Annotated in this window: 16 protein-coding genes; 6 read left to right on the forward strand and 10 right to left on the reverse strand. The window is 56.1% G+C overall.

Annotated elements, in window-relative coordinates:
- Positions 1-104 precede the first annotated feature (104 nt).
- The 3 genes from mutY to mltC are packed head-to-tail and all read left to right on the forward strand — an operon-like array spanning position 105 to position 2,596.
- Positions 105-1,190, forward strand: coding sequence for an A/G-specific adenine glycosylase (mutY, locus tag NR302_RS15695; RefSeq protein ID WP_258143896.1), 1,086 nt, complete (start codon positions 105-107; stop codon positions 1,188-1,190).
- Positions 1,190-1,462: an oxidative damage protection protein gene (locus tag NR302_RS15700; protein ID WP_007890330.1), complete on the forward strand. Its 273-nt coding sequence runs from the start codon at positions 1,190-1,192 to the stop codon at positions 1,460-1,462. Before mutY ends, NR302_RS15700 begins: the two co-directional genes overlap by 1 nt.
- Before the next feature lie 54 nt (positions 1,463-1,516).
- Positions 1,517-2,596 carry a membrane-bound lytic murein transglycosylase MltC gene (gene mltC, locus NR302_RS15705; protein ID WP_008107227.1) on the forward strand — a complete coding sequence of 360 codons (1,080 nt, stop codon included), beginning with the start codon at positions 1,517-1,519 and terminating at the stop codon, positions 2,594-2,596.
- A gap of 92 nt (positions 2,597-2,688) precedes the next feature.
- On the opposite strand, the gene NR302_RS15710 is transcribed toward mltC, so the two are convergent.
- On the reverse strand, positions 2,689-4,836 hold the full coding sequence (locus NR302_RS15710; protein WP_258143897.1) for an ornithine decarboxylase: 2,148 nt from the start codon (positions 4,834-4,836) through the stop codon (positions 2,689-2,691).
- Positions 4,837-5,044: 208 nt separating this feature from the next.
- Here NR302_RS15710 and NR302_RS15715 point away from each other — a divergent pair, with 208 nt between their 5' ends.
- Positions 5,045-6,028 carry an MDR family oxidoreductase gene (locus tag NR302_RS15715; RefSeq protein WP_179452185.1) on the forward strand — a complete coding sequence of 328 codons (984 nt, stop codon included), beginning with the start codon at positions 5,045-5,047 and terminating at the stop codon, positions 6,026-6,028.
- Positions 6,029-6,104: 76 nt separating this feature from the next.
- Here the strand turns inward: NR302_RS15715 and NR302_RS15720 are convergent, their stop codons facing one another.
- From NR302_RS15720 to NR302_RS15740, 5 genes are read right to left on the reverse strand one after another with little or no spacing between them, the layout of a single operon-like run.
- Positions 6,105-6,884 carry a heme ABC transporter ATP-binding protein gene (locus NR302_RS15720; protein ID WP_258143898.1) on the reverse strand — a complete coding sequence of 260 codons (780 nt, stop codon included), beginning with the start codon at positions 6,882-6,884 and terminating at the stop codon, positions 6,105-6,107.
- Positions 6,881-7,879 carry an iron ABC transporter permease gene (locus NR302_RS15725; RefSeq protein ID WP_258143899.1) on the reverse strand — a complete coding sequence of 333 codons (999 nt, stop codon included), beginning with the start codon at positions 7,877-7,879 and terminating at the stop codon, positions 6,881-6,883. The genes NR302_RS15720 and NR302_RS15725 overlap by 4 nt, the downstream gene beginning before the upstream one ends.
- Positions 7,872-8,693: a hemin ABC transporter substrate-binding protein gene (locus NR302_RS15730; protein WP_258143900.1), complete on the reverse strand. Its 822-nt coding sequence runs from the start codon at positions 8,691-8,693 to the stop codon at positions 7,872-7,874. Before NR302_RS15730 ends, NR302_RS15725 begins: the two co-directional genes overlap by 8 nt.
- Positions 8,690-9,712 carry a hemin-degrading factor gene (locus NR302_RS15735; protein ID WP_258143901.1) on the reverse strand — a complete coding sequence of 341 codons (1,023 nt, stop codon included), beginning with the start codon at positions 9,710-9,712 and terminating at the stop codon, positions 8,690-8,692. The genes NR302_RS15730 and NR302_RS15735 overlap by 4 nt, the downstream gene beginning before the upstream one ends.
- 48 nt (positions 9,713-9,760) lie before the next feature.
- A complete protein-coding gene (locus NR302_RS15740) occupies positions 9,761-12,094 on the reverse strand; it encodes a TonB-dependent receptor domain-containing protein (protein WP_258143902.1) in 2,334 nt (777 codons plus the stop codon).
- 221 nt (positions 12,095-12,315) lie between these two features.
- Between NR302_RS15740 and NR302_RS15745 the strand changes: the two genes are divergently transcribed.
- On the forward strand, positions 12,316-12,603 hold the full coding sequence (locus NR302_RS15745; RefSeq protein ID WP_154192485.1) for a SelT/SelW/SelH family protein: 288 nt from the start codon (positions 12,316-12,318) through the stop codon (positions 12,601-12,603).
- Positions 12,604-12,660: 57 nt separating this feature from the next.
- Here the strand turns inward: NR302_RS15745 and NR302_RS15750 are convergent, their stop codons facing one another.
- From NR302_RS15750 to NR302_RS15760, 3 genes are all read right to left on the reverse strand, one after another.
- Entirely contained in the window at positions 12,661-13,200 is a 540-nt protein-coding gene (locus tag NR302_RS15750) for a PadR family transcriptional regulator (protein WP_154155262.1), read from the reverse strand.
- Between the two features lie 89 nt (positions 13,201-13,289).
- Complete coding sequence (locus NR302_RS15755) at positions 13,290-14,072, reverse strand: siderophore-interacting protein (RefSeq protein ID WP_258143903.1); 783 nt, start codon at positions 14,070-14,072, stop codon at positions 13,290-13,292.
- 243 nt (positions 14,073-14,315) lie between these two features.
- The gene (locus NR302_RS15760) at positions 14,316-14,459 is read right to left on the reverse strand and encodes a hypothetical protein (protein WP_162129952.1); all 144 of its coding nucleotides are present in this window, start codon (positions 14,457-14,459) and stop codon (positions 14,316-14,318) included.
- Here NR302_RS15760 and NR302_RS23740 point away from each other — a divergent pair, their 5' ends adjacent.
- The gene (locus NR302_RS23740) at positions 14,460-14,516 is read left to right on the forward strand and encodes an SEC-C metal-binding domain-containing protein (protein WP_137386906.1); all 57 of its coding nucleotides are present in this window, start codon (positions 14,460-14,462) and stop codon (positions 14,514-14,516) included.
- 194 nt (positions 14,517-14,710) lie between these two features.
- On the opposite strand, the gene NR302_RS15765 is transcribed toward NR302_RS23740, so the two are convergent.
- Positions 14,711-15,577, reverse strand: coding sequence for a helix-turn-helix domain-containing protein (locus NR302_RS15765; RefSeq protein WP_008107201.1), 867 nt, complete (start codon positions 15,575-15,577; stop codon positions 14,711-14,713).
- Between the last annotated feature and the right edge of the window lie 127 nt (positions 15,578-15,704).

Here is a 15,704-nt window from a genome sequence, read left to right on the forward strand (position 1 = left end):
TAGGAAGCAGAAGCAAGCCTTTGCAATGTTCCGGTTTACACCCTGAGGTCTCTGTGCTGGAATTCCTGCCTGATTGTAGAGTAAACACGGAAAATTTCCTTCTTATGATGCAAGCGCCGACGTTCGCGCAACAAGTGCTGGATTGGTATCAGCGCTTCGGTCGCAAAACCCTGCCGTGGCAGCAGGAGAAAACGCCGTACAAGGTATGGCTCTCTGAAGTGATGCTGCAGCAAACCCAGGTTGCTACCGTCATTCCCTATTTTGAACGCTTTATGGCGCGTTTCCCAACTGTGGCCGATCTGGCGGCTGCGCCGCTGGATGAAGTGCTGCATCTGTGGACCGGTCTCGGCTATTACGCGCGTGCGCGTAATCTGCACAAAGCCGCGAAACAGGTGGTGGAGATGCATGGCGGCGAGTTCCCGCGTAACTTTGACGATGTTGCAGCGCTGCCGGGCATTGGTCGTTCTACTGCGGGCGCGGTGTTATCGCTGTCGCTCGGTCTGCACTTCCCGATTCTGGATGGCAACGTAAAACGCGTGCTGGCGCGCTGCTACGCGGTGGGCGGCTGGCCGGGTAAAAAGGACGTTGAAAAACGGCTGTGGCAGATCAGCGAAGAAGTCACGCCAGCGGCAGGCGTCAGCCAGTTTAATCAGGCAATGATGGACCTTGGCGCGTTAGTATGTACTCGCTCACGCCCTAAATGCGAAATCTGCCCGCTCAGTAGCGGATGCGTCGCTTATGCCAACAGCAGCTGGGCTGAATATCCAGGTAAAAAACCCAAGCAGACCTTGCCAGAACGTAGCGGCTGGATGTTGATGATGCAGGATGGCGATGACGTGTGGTTAGAGCAGCGTCCACCGGTTGGCCTGTGGGGCGGATTGTTCTGCTTCCCACAATTTACAAGTGAGCAAGCGCTAACTGACTGGCTAACCGAGCGCGGCATTCATGCCAAACCGAAGCAGCTCACCGCGTTCCGCCATACCTTTAGCCATTTCCACTTAGACATTGTGCCTATGTGGCTAGCATGGCCTTCGGCTGGGTCGCTGATGGATGAAGCGGGCGGTCTCTGGTATAACTTAGCGCAACCACCGTCAGTGGGTTTGGCGGCGCCGGTTGAGCGCTTGCTGCATGAATTGCGCCATCCCCAGCAGCTTACGCGTCGAGCAGACGTGACCGAAGAGGAAGAGTAATGAGCCGCACCATTTTTTGTACTTATCTGCAACGCGACGCTGAAGGTCAGGACTTTCAGCTCTATCCTGGCGAGCTGGGTAAGCGCATCTTTAATGAGATCTCCAAAGAAGCCTGGCAGCAGTGGATGTCCAAGCAAACCATGCTGATCAATGAGAAGAAATTGAGCATGATGAACCCGGAAGATCGCAAAGTGCTGGAGAAGGAGATGATCAATTTCCTGTTCGAAGGCAAAGATGTGCACATTGAAGGTTACACCCCGCCAGAAAAATAACCGTTCAGGGCTTCCCTTTGAGGCCCTCTTTTTCGATTCAGGCACGCATTAACAATGAATAAAAAACTGATAGCGCTCTTGGTGATTGCACCACTTTTGGTCTCCTGCTCCGGACAAAAAAAATCGCAGTACCATGAAGAGTGGGTCAAGGACACCAACGGTTTTGATATTTTGATGGGTCAGTTTGCCCACAATATTGAAAACATTTGGGGAATCAATGAAGTTCTGATCGCCGGACCGAAAGATTACGTCAAATATAGCGACGGCTATTACACCCGCAGTCACATCAACTTTGACAGCGGTAGCATCACCATTGAGACCATTTCCGGCACCGATCCGATGGCCAGCCTGCGTCAGGCGATCATCACCACGCTGTTGATTGGCGAAGATCCGGGCAATGTCGATCTCTACTCCGATGCCAACGATATTCAAATCAGTAAAGAGCCGCTGCTGTACGGCCAGGTGCTGGATAATACCGGCCAGCCGATTCGCTGGCAGGGCCGCGCCGGTAGCTTTGCTGATTATCTGATTCAAAACAAACTGCAGAAACGCACCTCCGGATTGCACGTCATCTGGTCGGTTACCATTCCGATGGTGCCAAACCACCTCGACAAACGTGCGCACAAATATCTGCCGATGGTGCGCAAAGCCGCTGAGCAATATGGCGTCGATGCGTCATTGATTCTGGCGATTATGCAGATTGAATCGAGCTTCAACCCGTATGCGGTGAGCCATGCTGATGCGCTGGGACTGATGCAGGTGGTGCAGCATACTGCCGGTGTCGATGTGTTCCGCATGAAGGGCAAAGGCGGCAAACCGAGCCGCAGCTATCTGCTTGATCCTGAGAATAATATTGATGCGGGCACCGCGTATTTGTCGCTGCTGCAGAGAAGTTATTTAGGTGGGATTCAGGATCCGACATCACGGCGTTATGCGGTGATTACGGCGTACAACGGCGGTGCGGGCAGCGTGCTGCGCGTGTTCTCCAGCGATAAGGATCGCGCGTTCTCGTCAATAAATAGTATGTCGCCGACGGAAGTTTACCAGACGCTGACCACCAACCATCCATCGGCGGAATCGCGGCGTTATCTGTATAAAGTGAGTCAGGCGCAGCGCAGTTATCGTCGGTTTTAAGATAAGGTATTGATTTAAAAAGGTGGGCATAAATGCCCACCCTACGTGTAGGGTCGCCATTCATGGCGACCTTTTTAATGACGAATCAAATCTCACACCATCATATTCGCCACTAAACACAAACGCCCGCTCTCATCTTCTTCGGTGTAAACCCCTTGCAGCTCCGGCGAGAAGCCCGGCAGCAGGTTGATGCCCTCTTCCAGCGCAAGGAAATAGCGCTGCACCGCACCGCCCCACACTTCGCCAGGCACCACGCACAGCACGCCTGGTGGATACGGCAAGGCGCCTTCGGCCGCAATGCGCCCTTCGGCTTTGGCAATCGGCACCAGCTCCACTTCGCCACGAATATAGGCCTGATGCGCATCCTGCGGATTCACTTTCACCGGCGGGAAACAGGCTGAACGGAACATCGCTTTCTGCAGATCCTTAACGTCGAAACTGACGTAGAGATCGTGCATCTCCTGACACAAGCGGCGCAGCGTGTAACCCTTGTAGCGTTCAATATTCTTGCGATACACGCTCGGCAGCACTTCCGCCAGCAGCGCATCCTCGCGCACGTGCTGCTCAAACTGCACCAGCATCGCCACCAGATGCGCCATCTTCTCCGGCGTTTCTGCTGGCGTCAGCAGGAACAGAATCGAATTAAGGTCGCACTTCTCCGGCACGATGCCGTTCTCGCGCAGATAGTTGGCCAGAATAGTCGCTGGAATACCGAAGCTGGTGTACTCACCGCTGGCGGCGTCAATGCCCGGCGTGGTAAGCAGCAGCTTGCAGGGATCAACCAGATACTGTTGTTCAGCGTAACCTTCAAAGCCGTGCCACTTCGCGCCCGGTTCCAGGCTGAAGTAAGCAGGATCGGCGGCGATAGCTTCCGTTTCCGCCGCTTGCCACAGCTTGCCGTGGACATTCTCCGGCAGGAACGGCTGAATCATCTCGCAACGTTCGAGAATCGCTTTGCGCGCGTCAATGCCGATAGTGACGCACTCGTGCCACATGCTGCGTCCCGCCTCGCCTTTATGCATGCGGGCGTTGATATCCAGCGCGGCAAACAGCGGATAGAACGGGCTGGTTGAGGCGTGCAGCATAAACGCATTGTTGAGGCGCTTGTGCGGACAGAAACGCTTCTGCCCACGGATGTGATTGTCTTTCTTGTGGATCTGCGACGTCTGCGAGAAACCGGCCAGCTGCTTGTGCACCGATTGCGTGACAAAGATGCCCGGATCGTTCTCGTTCAACTCCAGCGTCAGCGGCGAACAGCCCGCCATCAGCGGAATAAATTGCTCGTAGCCAACCCACGCCGAATCGAACAGGATGTAATCGCACAGATGACCGATGCGATCGACCACCTGACGCGCGTTGTACACCGTGCCATCGTAGGTGCCGAGCTGAATGATCGCCAGGCGGAATGGACGCTGTTCGTTGGCACGATCGGGAGCCACTTTGGCGATTTCTTCACGCAGATAAGCTTCGTCAAAACAGTGCGCATCAATGCCGCCGATAAAGCCAAACGGATTGCGCGCCGCTTCCAGATAGACCGGCGTTGCGCCCGCCTGAATCAGCGCGCCATGATGGTTGGATTTGTGGTTGTTGCGGTCAAACAGCACCAGATCGCCGCGCGTTAGCAGCGCGTTGGTCACCACTTTGTTGGCGCTGGACGTGCCGTTGAGTACGAAGTAGGTTTTGTCGGCGTTAAACACTTTCGCCGCGAACTTCTGCGCATCTTTGGCTGAACCTTCGTGGATCAGCAGATCGCCGAGCTTAACGTCGGCATTGCACATATCAGAACGGAAGACGTTCTCACCGTAGAACTCATAGAACTGACGTCCCGCCGGATGTTTGCGGAAAAAGGCGCCACCCTGATGTCCCGGACAGGCAAACGTGCTGTTCTGCATATCGACGTAGCGCGTTAACGTGTCGAAGAACGGTGGCAGCAACTCGGCTTCATAGGCCTGCGCGGCGTCTTCCAGCGCGTCCCACTCTTCTGGCGCGCCGTTGATTTCACCGGTGACGCCGGGCAGCTTCAGCACTTCTTCATCGAACGCATTGGCGACAAACACCGGCAGATTAAAGCCGATTTTGCGTAACAGCGTCAGCACGCCACTGCGCGTGTCCGACAAGGTGATCACGACCGCCGCGACATCGGTAAAGTCGGTATTGTCCAGCGTCACCACGTCGCGCGCAGTGTTCAGACTAAGGGTTGGCGCTACAGCAACGCTGGCAGCAATTTTCAATGGGTTCATAACACAAATCCCTGAGAGAGGATGAGTGGGTGCCGATGGCACAGCAATGAGGAGGTTTCCTCGGCGAAGTAAATCTGGGAGTTGATCACTAACTGGGGCGCAATAATGTCATCTTTTTTTTGCGGGAACAACCCGCGGCGGGTAAGGGTTGGGTAAGGCAAAAAAAGGAGTACTATTACCCCACTTTCCTCAACCAGCCGGAGGCTGCATGTTCAAGGCATTGGTCATTGAAAATGATGAACAGGGATACCGCACATCCCTGAAAGATCTGTCAGAAAAACAACTGCCCGATCAGGATGTCACCCTCGAAGTAAGCTACTCCACGCTCAACTACAAAGACGCGCTCGCCATCTGCAACAAAGGCCCGATTGTGCGGCAATTCCCGATGGTGCCCGGCATCGATTTTGTTGGCCGGGTGATCAGCAGCCGCCATGCCGAATGGCAGCAGGACGATGTGGCGCTGCTCACCGGCTGGGGCGTAGGTGAAAAACATTGGGGCGGACTGGCGCAGAAAGCCAGCGTCTCGGGCGACTGGCTGGTGAAAGTGCCTGCCGCACTGAGCCCGCTGCAAACCATGGCGATTGGCACCGCTGGCTTCACCGCCATGCTGTGCGTACTGGCGCTGGAAAAACAGGGCATCACGCCGCAGCATGGCCCGGTTTTAGTCACCGGCGCGAGCGGCGGCGTGGGCAGTTTCAGCGTCAGCTTACTAGCACGTCTCGGCTATGAGGTTATTGCTTCCAGCGGTCGCGCCAGCGATAGCGATTACCTGATCAACACGCTTGGCGCCTCGTCGATTATCGATCGCGCAGAGCTGAGCGAGCCGGGCAAACCGCTGGCAAAAGAGCGCTGGGCGGCGGCGATTGATAGCGTTGGCAGCCACACGCTGGCCAATGTGTTAGCGGGCATCAAGCGCGATGGCGTAGTAGCGGCGTGCGGTATGGCGCAGGGTTTGGATCTGCCGACCAGCGTCGCGCCGTTCATTCTGCGTGGCGTGGTGCTGGCGGGCGTGGATAGTGTGATGTGCGCCAAACCGCTGCGTCAGCAGGCGTGGCAGCGACTGGCGGAACTGGTGGATGGCGACCTGTTGCAACAGTTAACCAAGGTGATTCCGCTGAGCGAAGCGCGTGAAGGTGCTGAGCAGCTGCTGGCGGGTAAAGTACGCGGACGTTTAATCGTCGATTGCCGCTGAGTAGGGCCGCCATTCATGGCGACCTTATACACATCAATCACGGCCAGGTGGGCATGAATGCCCACCCTACGAAACATCATGCGCGCAGCTGAATCTGCGGCCTGCCCTTCTCATCCTGCAGCACCACATCCAGTTCCGCCTGATACCAGCGCGTCAGCGTGTGTTCAGTCATCACTTCATGCGGCGCACCTTCTGCCACCAGCTTGCCCTGATGCAGCAACAGCACGCGATCCGACCACAGCGACGCGAGATTAAGATCGTGCAGCACGGTACAGACGCTGAAGCGCCCGTTGCGCGTCAGGCGATGCAGCAAACGCAAACTGTGCTGCTGCCAGAACAGATCCAGCGCAGATGTGGGTTCGTCGAGAAACAGCCAGCCGCGCGGACCATCGTCGTGCCACAGCTGAGCCAGCACGCGCGACAGCTGCACGCGCTGCTGTTCACCACCGGAAAGCGATCGATAATCGCGCTTTGCCAGCTCAAGGCTGCCGGTAATCTGCATCACTTCTTCTATTACCGCTTTGGATTGACCGCCCGGCCAGGGCGCACGCCCCATCGCCACCACATCGGCAGCAGGCAGTGGAAAACTCACGCTATTTTGCTGACGCATCACCGCGCGGCGCTGCGCCAGCGGTTCGCGCGGCCAGCTGTTTAGCGGTCGATCGCCAAGCCAGCACTCGCCCGCTTCAGGCGTGAGAAAGCCGGTAAGCAAACGCAGCAGCGTGGATTTCCCCGCGCCGTTGGGACCGATCAGCGCAATCATTTCGCCAGGCTGTAAAGTCAGGGAAACGTCGTCGATCAAGGCGCGTGAGCCGTGGCTAAAACGCAGTCCGCGCGCCTGCATGCAGTCACTCATTCATCCCCCTTGGGCTCACGCAGAATCAGCCAGAGAAACCACGGGCCGCCCAGCAGGCTGGTTAATAAGCCAACCGGCATTTCCGCCGGCACCACCACCGTGCGCGCCAGCGTATCGGCCAGCAGCAGTAAAATCGCGCCAGCCAGCGCCGAACCCGGCAGCATCCAGCGATGATCGCTGCCGAGACAGAAGCGCATCAGGTGCGGTACCACTAAACCGACAAAGCCGATAATGCCGCTCACCGCGACGGCGGTGCCTACCAGCAAAGCGCTCAGCACCAGCAGCTGACGCTGCGTGCGCTTAACGTCGATGCCCATGTAATGCGCATCCTCTTCGCCGAGTTGCAGCAAGTTGAGACGACGCGCGCGCAGCTGAATCGCCATTAATGCAGGCAGAATCAGCACTGCGCACACCAGCAAACTCGGCCACTGCGCCGCGCTCAAACTGCCCATGCCCCACAGCGCCAGCTGACGTAGCTGTTGATCGTTACTCAGCCACGACAGCACGCCAACCGCCGCACCGCACAAGGCATTGATGGCGATGCCGACCAACAACAGGCGCGAGAGATTGCCCAGCGCCAGACGGCTAAAACTGAAGATCAGCAGCGTCACCACCAAACTGCCCATAAAGGCAGCGAGGGTTGGCAGCCACAGCGCCAGCAACGGCGGCAAGCCGAGCGGTATGACAATCGATATCGCCACCGCCAACCCCGCTCCGCTGCTGATGCCAAGCAAACCGGGATCGGCCAGCGGATTACGAAACAATCCCTGCATCACCGCGCCGGATACCGCCAGCGCCATGCCGAGCAGCACCGCCAGCAGCACGCGCGGCAGGCGGATGTTGATCCAGATTTGCCACGCCATATCGCTAAGCGGCGCACGCAGCAAGGTGCGCATTGAAAGCGGCATCGCGCCGAAGTTGGCGGCCATCAGCATTAATATCAGCGTGCTGATGGCCATCAACAGCAGCCAGCGCATCACCGATGCATTAGTCATGTTTTATAGCTTCAGCGGCACGGCGCAACTTCACAATCGCGCCCGGTGTATCAAGGCCAAAGCTCAGCAGCGCCATCTCATCCACCACCAGCAAAGCGCGATGCTGACCGGCTGGCGTCAGTGCCAAACCGGGCAGCGCCCACACTTTCTCTTCGCCGCCCAGCGTGCGCAGGCCATCTTCACCCACCACGATCAAATCCGGTGCGGCGGCGACCACGCCTTCCTGCGACAGCTGCTGATAGTGCGGCACCGCCGCCATCGCGTTGATCAGACCAGCGCTGCGAATCGCGCCGTCCGCGCCGGTTTGCGCGCCTGCCGCCTGGGTGCGCATGCCGCCGTGCGCCATGATAAACAGCACTTTAACTGGCAGAGATTGTTGCGGGATCTGCGCGCGCTGTTTGTTGACCTTTTCAATCAACGCGTTGGCTTCATCTTCACGATGCAGCGCCTTGCCGATGGTGGCGATTTTTTCCGGGATGGCGTCGAGGCTGTTTTTGCCGGTGACATCCACCACCTTCACGCCCGCCTGCTCCACCTGCTGCAACACCAGCGATGGTTTTGCCAGCTCGCTGCTCAGCACCAGCGTCGGTTTCAGCGCCAGAATCCCTTCGGCATTTAGCTGACGCATATAACCGACATCCGGCAGCTTGTTGGCCTGCGCCGGATGCTGGCTGGTGCTGTCTCGCGCCACCAGATCCTGCTGCGCATCCAATGCGTAGATGATCTGCGTGACGTCACCGCCAATCGAGATCACCCGCTCGGCCGCTAAAGCCGGCAGCGCCAGCGCAGTCAGCAGCAACAGAAGTTTTTTCATGCTAACGCCTCCAGCGACATCACCTGCTCACGCCAACGCGCCTGCTCCGGCGTGCCTTCGCTGCGCTGACCGTACAGCTGCGCGATTTGCGTGCCGTCGGCGGCAAACAGTTCCAGACTGGTGACGAAGCCGTCGCCGCTCGGTTTGCGCGTCACCCAACTTTCGCTGATGTGATCCGCCATCAAATGCAGCGTGAAGGTGGGATTGAAGATGTTGATCCAGTTATCCATCGGCATCAGCTTCTCTACCGCGCCGGTAAAGATCTGCGTGCAGCCACGGTTACCGATGAAAATCATGATTTCGTTGCCATCCTGCTGCGCCAGATCCAGCAACTGCGCCAGCGCGTCATTGCTCACCTGGCGTGCCAGATCGTCCGCCACCGCGCGGAACGCCTGCGGGCGCGAAATGTTGTGGCGCTTCAGCAGACCAAAGAACTGATGCACATCAGTGATGGCGCGCCATTCGGCTTCCACTTTGCTGGCATCAATCGCGTTGCTGTATTGCGGCGCGCTGGCGGGTTGCGGATCTAACGCCGCCGCGTTCTCTTGCACGAACTCCGCAATCAGCGCATCCCACGCGGCGAAATCGGTGTTGTCGGTGGTGTAGATTTTCAGCACCGCATCAGCGTGGCGATCAAAAATCTGGATGCTTTGACGTTCTCCATGAGCGCTCTGCTCCCGCAGGAAGAATGCGCTGTGCCACTGACTCGGGAACAGGCGCTGATCGAGCGCACGCGGGTTGAGAATCAGTCCGGCGTGTTCGCCGAGGTGCAGGTTTTCATATTTGCCCACCTGCTCGTGGACTGCATATTCATTGCGGGTGATGCTTTTGGTTTCACCTACCGCCGCCAGTGCCGCCAGCAGCGTAGGGAAATCGGCTTTTAACGCTTTTGCATCATGGCCGACACGCGCTTCACACAGCTGCGCTTCGCCAATGCCCATCAATGCCGCGAGATCGCGGGCGTACTTTTTCGGATGCTCGCCTTTCAGCGCCAGATAGTGATCGTAACGTGGGTTCATTGCCTTGCTCCATGAAAATGCCCTGCGCTGCCGCAGGGCGAAAAGTGATTAGAAATCGACGTTTACACCCAGCTGGAAGGTGCGGCCTGGCATCACCGCCAGGTTGATGTCGTTGCGTTCCTGGGCATTGCTGCTGGTCAGCGTTCGGCTGCTGGTGTAATCCCAGTATTTGCGATCGGTAATGTTGTAGATGCCGCCGCTCAGCTTGACGTTTTTCGTCGCCTGCCAGTAAGCCGTCGCATCTACCATGCCGTAACCCGGTACGCGCATATATTCCGAGGTGGAATCGGTGATTGCCGTGCCGGTGTTGGTGTAGCTTTCGCGGTTGGTCGCCGTGGCCTGTTTGCCTTTCACGAAGGTGGCGGTCAACGCTGCGCCGTAGCCGCGCGCTTTGTCATCCCACGCCAGACCCACAATCGCTTTCAGTGGCGCGACGCTATCGAGATCAATGTACTTGTCACCGGCGTAGCTGGACTTTGATTTACCTTCGTTGTAGCCCAGCGCAAAGGTGCTGCTCAGGCCATCCACTTGCGGGAACCAGGTGCCGTAATTCACTTTGGTTGAGATCTCAGCACCATAAATGTAGGCCTTATCGCGGTTTTCAGCCTGATAGCTGGTGTAGATGTTGCTCGGGACGTTGACGAACATCTCCGGATTGGCCGAACGACGATAGCGGGTGTAAGCGATGAAGTTTTTGTACTGGTTGTAGAACACCGAAGTGTTAACCGTCACGCCTTCTGTCGCCTGGCCTTTCAGGCCCCACTCGAAGTTGTTGCTGGTTTCGGTTTTCAGATCGGTGTTACCAATCAGCGCATACTGCGCGCTCCCCGCGTAGCTGGAGCCAAGGTTCCATGATCCATACAGCTGGCTGGTGGTAGGGAACTGCACGCCGCGTTTGTATTGCAGATAGGTGGTCAGCGCTGGCGTTAAGTCGTACTGGAAGGTCAGCGATGGCAGCACCTGGGTATCGGAGTTGGTTTTGCCGTACAGCGCATCAACCTGCTCTTCGGTCAGCACTGTGCTGCCGTTAGTCAGATCGCCCAGATCCTTGGGTTTGGTACTTTGATACATCACGCGCACGCCGGGAATAACCGCGAAGTTGTGGCTATCAAGATCGAAATTGATCTTGTCTTGCAGATAACCCGCCACCGCGAAGGTGCGGCTGTCAGATTGTGGCTGCGTGATGGCGCTGAAGGTGCTCGGCGTTGGTTCCTGACGGAATGGACGCTCGCTGTTATCCAGGCGGGCGTTGACACCGGCACTCAGCTCATGGCGGCCCAGCGTTTTGGTGCCGCGCGTGTCGAAACCGTAGGTATCGACATTGAAATCAGAGTAAACAAAGCCGTACTGGCTGGCACTGGTTGGCAAATAGGTATTGTCGTGCGCCTGCGTTTGCTGCCAGTAAAGGCGCGTGGTCAGCGTATCGATAAAGTCGTTGTACGGCGTCCACTCATCCGCCAGATTGATGCCCCAGCGGCGCGTATCACTCTGCTGCTGCGCGGTGCCCCAAACGGTGTTGCCGCTGGTGTCCCAGGTATCGTAATGGCTGTGATTGGTTTTGTGATAGTAATCGAAAGTAGCGCTCAGCTTGTGCTGATCGTTCGGCTGCCAGATTCCGGAGGTCATAAAGGCATCCGAGTGCCAGTTGGCCGGATAAGCATCGATCACGCCGCTGTTGTTCTCGGTCTCCTGACCGTCGCGACGACTGTAAACAAACAGGCCACGCAACTCGTCATCGCCGGCGGCAGCGGTGATGCCGTTGTGCCAGCTACGATTCGATGAGTCGTAACCGCTCTGATAACCGAAGTAAGTGTTTTTGTCGCTGCTAAGGTAATCGTCGGCGCTTTTGTTATGGAACGAGACGTTACCGCCAATCGAGGTATTCGGCTGATCCACCGCCGTGGCGCCCTTCTCGATATCAACGCTGCCGAACATGTAGGGATCGATGTAATCGCGGCCAATACCAAAGGTGTTGTTGCCGGTGCGGCTGACGTAAGGACGTCCGGTGGCATCCGGAATCGGAATGCCGTCGATATCCATGCCGACGCGGTTACTCTCCAGACCACGAATGTTGTAACCGGTATAGCCCGCGCGGTCGAAACCGCTTTTGCCGGCCGAGGATCCACCACTCGAACCGGTGGCGCTGATCAGCGGCTCATAACGCATGATCGAACCGAAATCATTCGCACCGCGTTTTTGCAGCTCTTGTGCCGTGATGGTGGTTTTATTGCCGGCCTGCTGTTTTGGCGCGGTGACGGTGAGTACCGGTTCATTGCTGGTGCTGTCGCTGGCGGCAAAGCTGCAAGCGGCATGTATGGCTGAAGATAAGATGGCAACTTTGAAAAGACGTTGCTGGGCCGTTCCCTGAAAGAGTGAAGACATGCGCGAAATACCTGGTTAATTGTTAGTATTCGCTCACTTGCTTGCTGCCTGAAAGTACGGGCTTTGGTTAAAAGACCGTAAAAAAATATGGACTTATTTTATGTAATAAATGATGTCGACAGGAATGTAATGCAAGTGGTAATCATTATCAACTAGCAGTAAGCTAAGATGTATCTTGGACCGCACATTTTGTTAACTTCATTATCTAAACGAGACAGGTTATGTCACAAAAACCAGCGATTACCATTCATTACTGCACACAATGTAACTGGCTGCTGCGTTCCGCCTGGATGGCGCAGGAGCTGCTGCATACGTTTGCCGAGGATTTAAGTGCAGTGACGCTGAAGCCGGGAACCGGCGGCGTGTTTGAAATCACCATTGATGGTCAGGTGATTTGGGAGCGTAAGCAGGAAGGCGGCTTCCCGGATGCGGCTGCGCTGAAGCAGCGCGTGCGCGATATTTGCTGGCCGGACCGCGCGTTGGGGCATGTGGATAAAAAGAAGAGTTGATTTTGGTTGGTGCGGTTTTCTGGACGGTCGCCATGAATGGCGACCCTACATTCGGCGTTAACTGTTCGCGATTTTCTCGGCCGCCTGATGCAACGCTTCAATCACGATTTCCAGCGACTCTGCAGAAATATCTTCCTGCGCCAGACGATGATTCAAGGTGTGTTTGATCAGGTGAATCGCCTGCTCAACCTGCGGAATGCTGCGGTTATTCACCAGAATCGCCAGCGAAGTTAAGCGCTCGATAATCGCATCCACATTGTCACGATTCTCCGCCAGCAGCGCCACACCGCTCTCATTCAGCGCATAGGCTTTACGTGATGCCTGCGCATCGACCACGCGAATCGCATCCATCTCTTCGAGCAGCGTCAGGTTGGGATAAATAATGCCGGGACTCGGGGAATATTCCCCTTTGGAGAGCTCTTCAACCGATTTGATCAGCTCATAACCGTGCGCAGAACTGTTGGCCAGAAAGTGCAGCATTAACAGGCGGATATCGCTGGCATCTAGCATCCGCTCCCGACGCTTCTTACGTGCGCCTGCACAGACGGTACGCTGTGCGTGATCGGACTGCCATGGAAAATCCCGCTGCTGTTTCATTGCCTTCCTGAGCGCTAATTAAGGGAGGTTGATAGTAGTCTGCCACCTGGCAAAATTCAACACAGGCGGCAGCGCGCGCGGCATTACCGTTATTTCTGATGCCAATAAGCTACGGCGCGCACGAAATCGGTATTTGCACCGCGTCCCTGGGTGAAGTAATCGCTCAGCGATTTCACCGCTTCGCCCTCGCCGGTCAGCCAGATGAAGTATTCAGTGGCAGGCAGCGCAATCTTATCCAGCTGCGCCATTATCGATGCCAGGTTATCGGCCTGCATGTTGCCGCTTCCCAACCAGCTCACCTGCACATTCGGCAAATCACCGAGATAATCGCGCCCGGTGGCTTCATCGGCATAGGCCAGCAGGTGAATGTCCTGCGCCTGGATTTCGCTGTAACGACGTTTAAAGGCCGGCAAACCGGTCTCATCGCAGACGTAAATCTGGCAGGCATAATCCGTTGGTATCACCAACGAACCGCGCGGGCCGCCCATCGCAATTTGATCGCCCACTTTGGCTTCGCTTGCCCAGCTACTGGCAACGCCGCCATCGTGGATATAGAAATCGATGGTCAGAGAATCGACGCCGTTAAATTCCAGCGGCGTGTAATCACGCGCGGCAGGACGCACGCCATGCGGCCAAACGATGCCTTCGTCGGTGATTTGCGGCAGCGCCAGTTCGGCGCCGGCATGTTCCGGGAAAAACACTTTGATGTGATCGTCAAACGATGGCGAGTTGAAGCCAGCAAGATCGCTGCCGTTGAAAACAATGCGCCAGAATTCACCGGCAATCAGCGTCTTGCTTGCCACGGTGATATGGCGGAAACGCAGTTCATTGCGCACGCGGCGTGGCGCGCGTTCGGAAGGGGTAGTTTGCAAGTGGTGTCTCCCTAAAAGATAGTGAAAGTCATTCTCATCTGATGGGGAGAGAATAGTTATGATATATCTTCGATGCAATGCCGAAAAATGCTATCTGTGTGTTTGGTCGCCAGAATGGTACGCGCCATCGCAAAGGTCGCCATGAATGGCGACCCTACGGAAGGCATGTGCGAATGTAGGGGCGTCATTTATGACGACCTTCATAAAGGATGTAGCAGAATGGAATTTTGTGGCGGGACGAGATTAAGCCTGGTGATTGCCGCAGGTAACGAAACTGCCATCATCCTGGCTATGTTTCGGCAGCACATTGTCGCCGAGAATTTCATGCTGCGCACAATGCGGTTGATGCGGATGCAGTCCGCCCGGCGGTGAAAAAGGCTCAGCCATCTGTGCACTTGCCAGCGAAGAAAACGCTACAAGCGCTGTCATGAGGAACAACGGTAGAAGTCGCATAATTTTTTGTCTGTTCACTATAGCGGCCCGGAATGGACCAGAAATGCAGGTGATTATCCAGCCTGATGCGTGGCGGCTGGTGATTTACGCGGCCAATCAGGTTTCGATGAAGAATTTTACGCCGATTAACGCCTTGAGTTTATAAAATCGTGCGGTTTGTCACGGTTTACCGCACGAATTATGCATTACTTATCCGCCACCGGAATATAGAAGGTGCCCTGCAGCAGATCGGGCGTGCTGTATTTCAGATCCAGCTTGAGCAGATCTTTGCCCGCACGGCGTGCTACGCCCAGCGCTGGCAAGTGGTTGTAGTAAATCTCCGCGGTAAACGCGTTAATCTCTTCCGGCGCGCCGTGCCAGTCAATCTCCGCATACAAACCACTTTCGCCGGTCCAGTTCTGCACGTTGCGCGGCAGCACATCGGCGTACTGACTTTCCAGCGCCTGGAACAGGCTGATGTGCTGCTGATCGGCAGAATGAACGCCTGGACTGAACTGGAAGCCCAGCCAGCCGCGATTCACATGCTGACCAGCAAAAGCGATGAAGTCACGCGTGTGCTGCGCCACCACATGGTTGTGGTGATCGATGTATTCCCCGAAGCGACATTCCCACTCAATCACTTCACCACACAGTTGAATCTCCGGCTTCTGCGCCAGACGCGCATTGACCCACTCACGCTGCGTGGAGATGCGGCTGTGGAAATCCTTCATCAGCATCTCCGGAATGCGGCGATAGGCACCCGGCGTCATTGAGAAGTGACTTTTAAACACGCGGGTAAAATTCTGCTGATTATCAAAGCCAAAGCGCACCGCAATATCGATCAGCGGCATGCTGGTCAAACGCAGCGCCATCGCCGCCATAGTCAGGCGACGTTTGCGCGTGTAGGACGCCAGCGTTTGCCCGGTCATCTCTTTGAACATGCGCTGCATGTGCCATTTGGAGTAACCGGATTTCAGGGTAATCAGATCGATGTTGAGCTCGTCGGTCAGGTTCGCTTCTATCCAGTCCACCAGATCGTTGATGTACTGTTTTTTTACATTCAGGCTGAGCATGATTTTGATGGTCGAATGAGGTGGTTAACGTAATGAATTTGCGTTATTCGTCACATAAATATAACAAAAACGTATTACTAACGTAAGGAAGAGTAAACGTACCGAAGCGGGAAAAGCATTAATTGCT

Origin of the sequence: Pantoea sp. SOD02 (assembly GCF_024707505.1) — a bacterium.
Taxonomy (GTDB): Bacteria; Pseudomonadota; Gammaproteobacteria; order Enterobacterales; family Enterobacteriaceae; genus Pantoea; species Pantoea symbiotica.

Coding starts and splice junctions, on each gene's coding strand:
- NR302_RS15715 (WP_179452185.1), top strand. CDS start 5,045: ATGTTCAAGGCATTGGTCATTGAAAATGATGAACAGGGATACCGCACA.
- NR302_RS15740 (WP_258143902.1), bottom strand. CDS start 12,094: ATGTCTTCACTCTTTCAGGGAACGGCCCAGCAACGTCTTTTCAAAGTT.
- NR302_RS15730 (WP_258143900.1), bottom strand. CDS start 8,693: ATGAAAAAACTTCTGTTGCTGCTGACTGCGCTGGCGCTGCCGGCTTTA.
- mutY (WP_258143896.1), top strand. CDS start 105: ATGATGCAAGCGCCGACGTTCGCGCAACAAGTGCTGGATTGGTATCAG.
- NR302_RS15720 (WP_258143898.1), bottom strand. CDS start 6,884: ATGAGTGACTGCATGCAGGCGCGCGGACTGCGTTTTAGCCACGGCTCA.
- NR302_RS15750 (WP_154155262.1), bottom strand. CDS start 13,200: ATGAAACAGCAGCGGGATTTTCCATGGCAGTCCGATCACGCACAGCGT.
- NR302_RS15760 (WP_162129952.1), bottom strand. CDS start 14,459: ATGGCTGAGCCTTTTTCACCGCCGGGCGGACTGCATCCGCATCAACCG.
- NR302_RS15700 (WP_007890330.1), top strand. CDS start 1,190: ATGAGCCGCACCATTTTTTGTACTTATCTGCAACGCGACGCTGAAGGT.
- mltC (WP_008107227.1), top strand. CDS start 1,517: ATGAATAAAAAACTGATAGCGCTCTTGGTGATTGCACCACTTTTGGTC.
- NR302_RS15725 (WP_258143899.1), bottom strand. CDS start 7,879: ATGACTAATGCATCGGTGATGCGCTGGCTGCTGTTGATGGCCATCAGC.
- NR302_RS15745 (WP_154192485.1), top strand. CDS start 12,316: ATGTCACAAAAACCAGCGATTACCATTCATTACTGCACACAATGTAAC.
- NR302_RS15765 (WP_008107201.1), bottom strand. CDS start 15,577: ATGCTCAGCCTGAATGTAAAAAAACAGTACATCAACGATCTGGTGGAC.
- NR302_RS15735 (WP_258143901.1), bottom strand. CDS start 9,712: ATGAACCCACGTTACGATCACTATCTGGCGCTGAAAGGCGAGCATCCG.
- NR302_RS15710 (WP_258143897.1), bottom strand. CDS start 4,836: ATGAACCCATTGAAAATTGCTGCCAGCGTTGCTGTAGCGCCAACCCTT.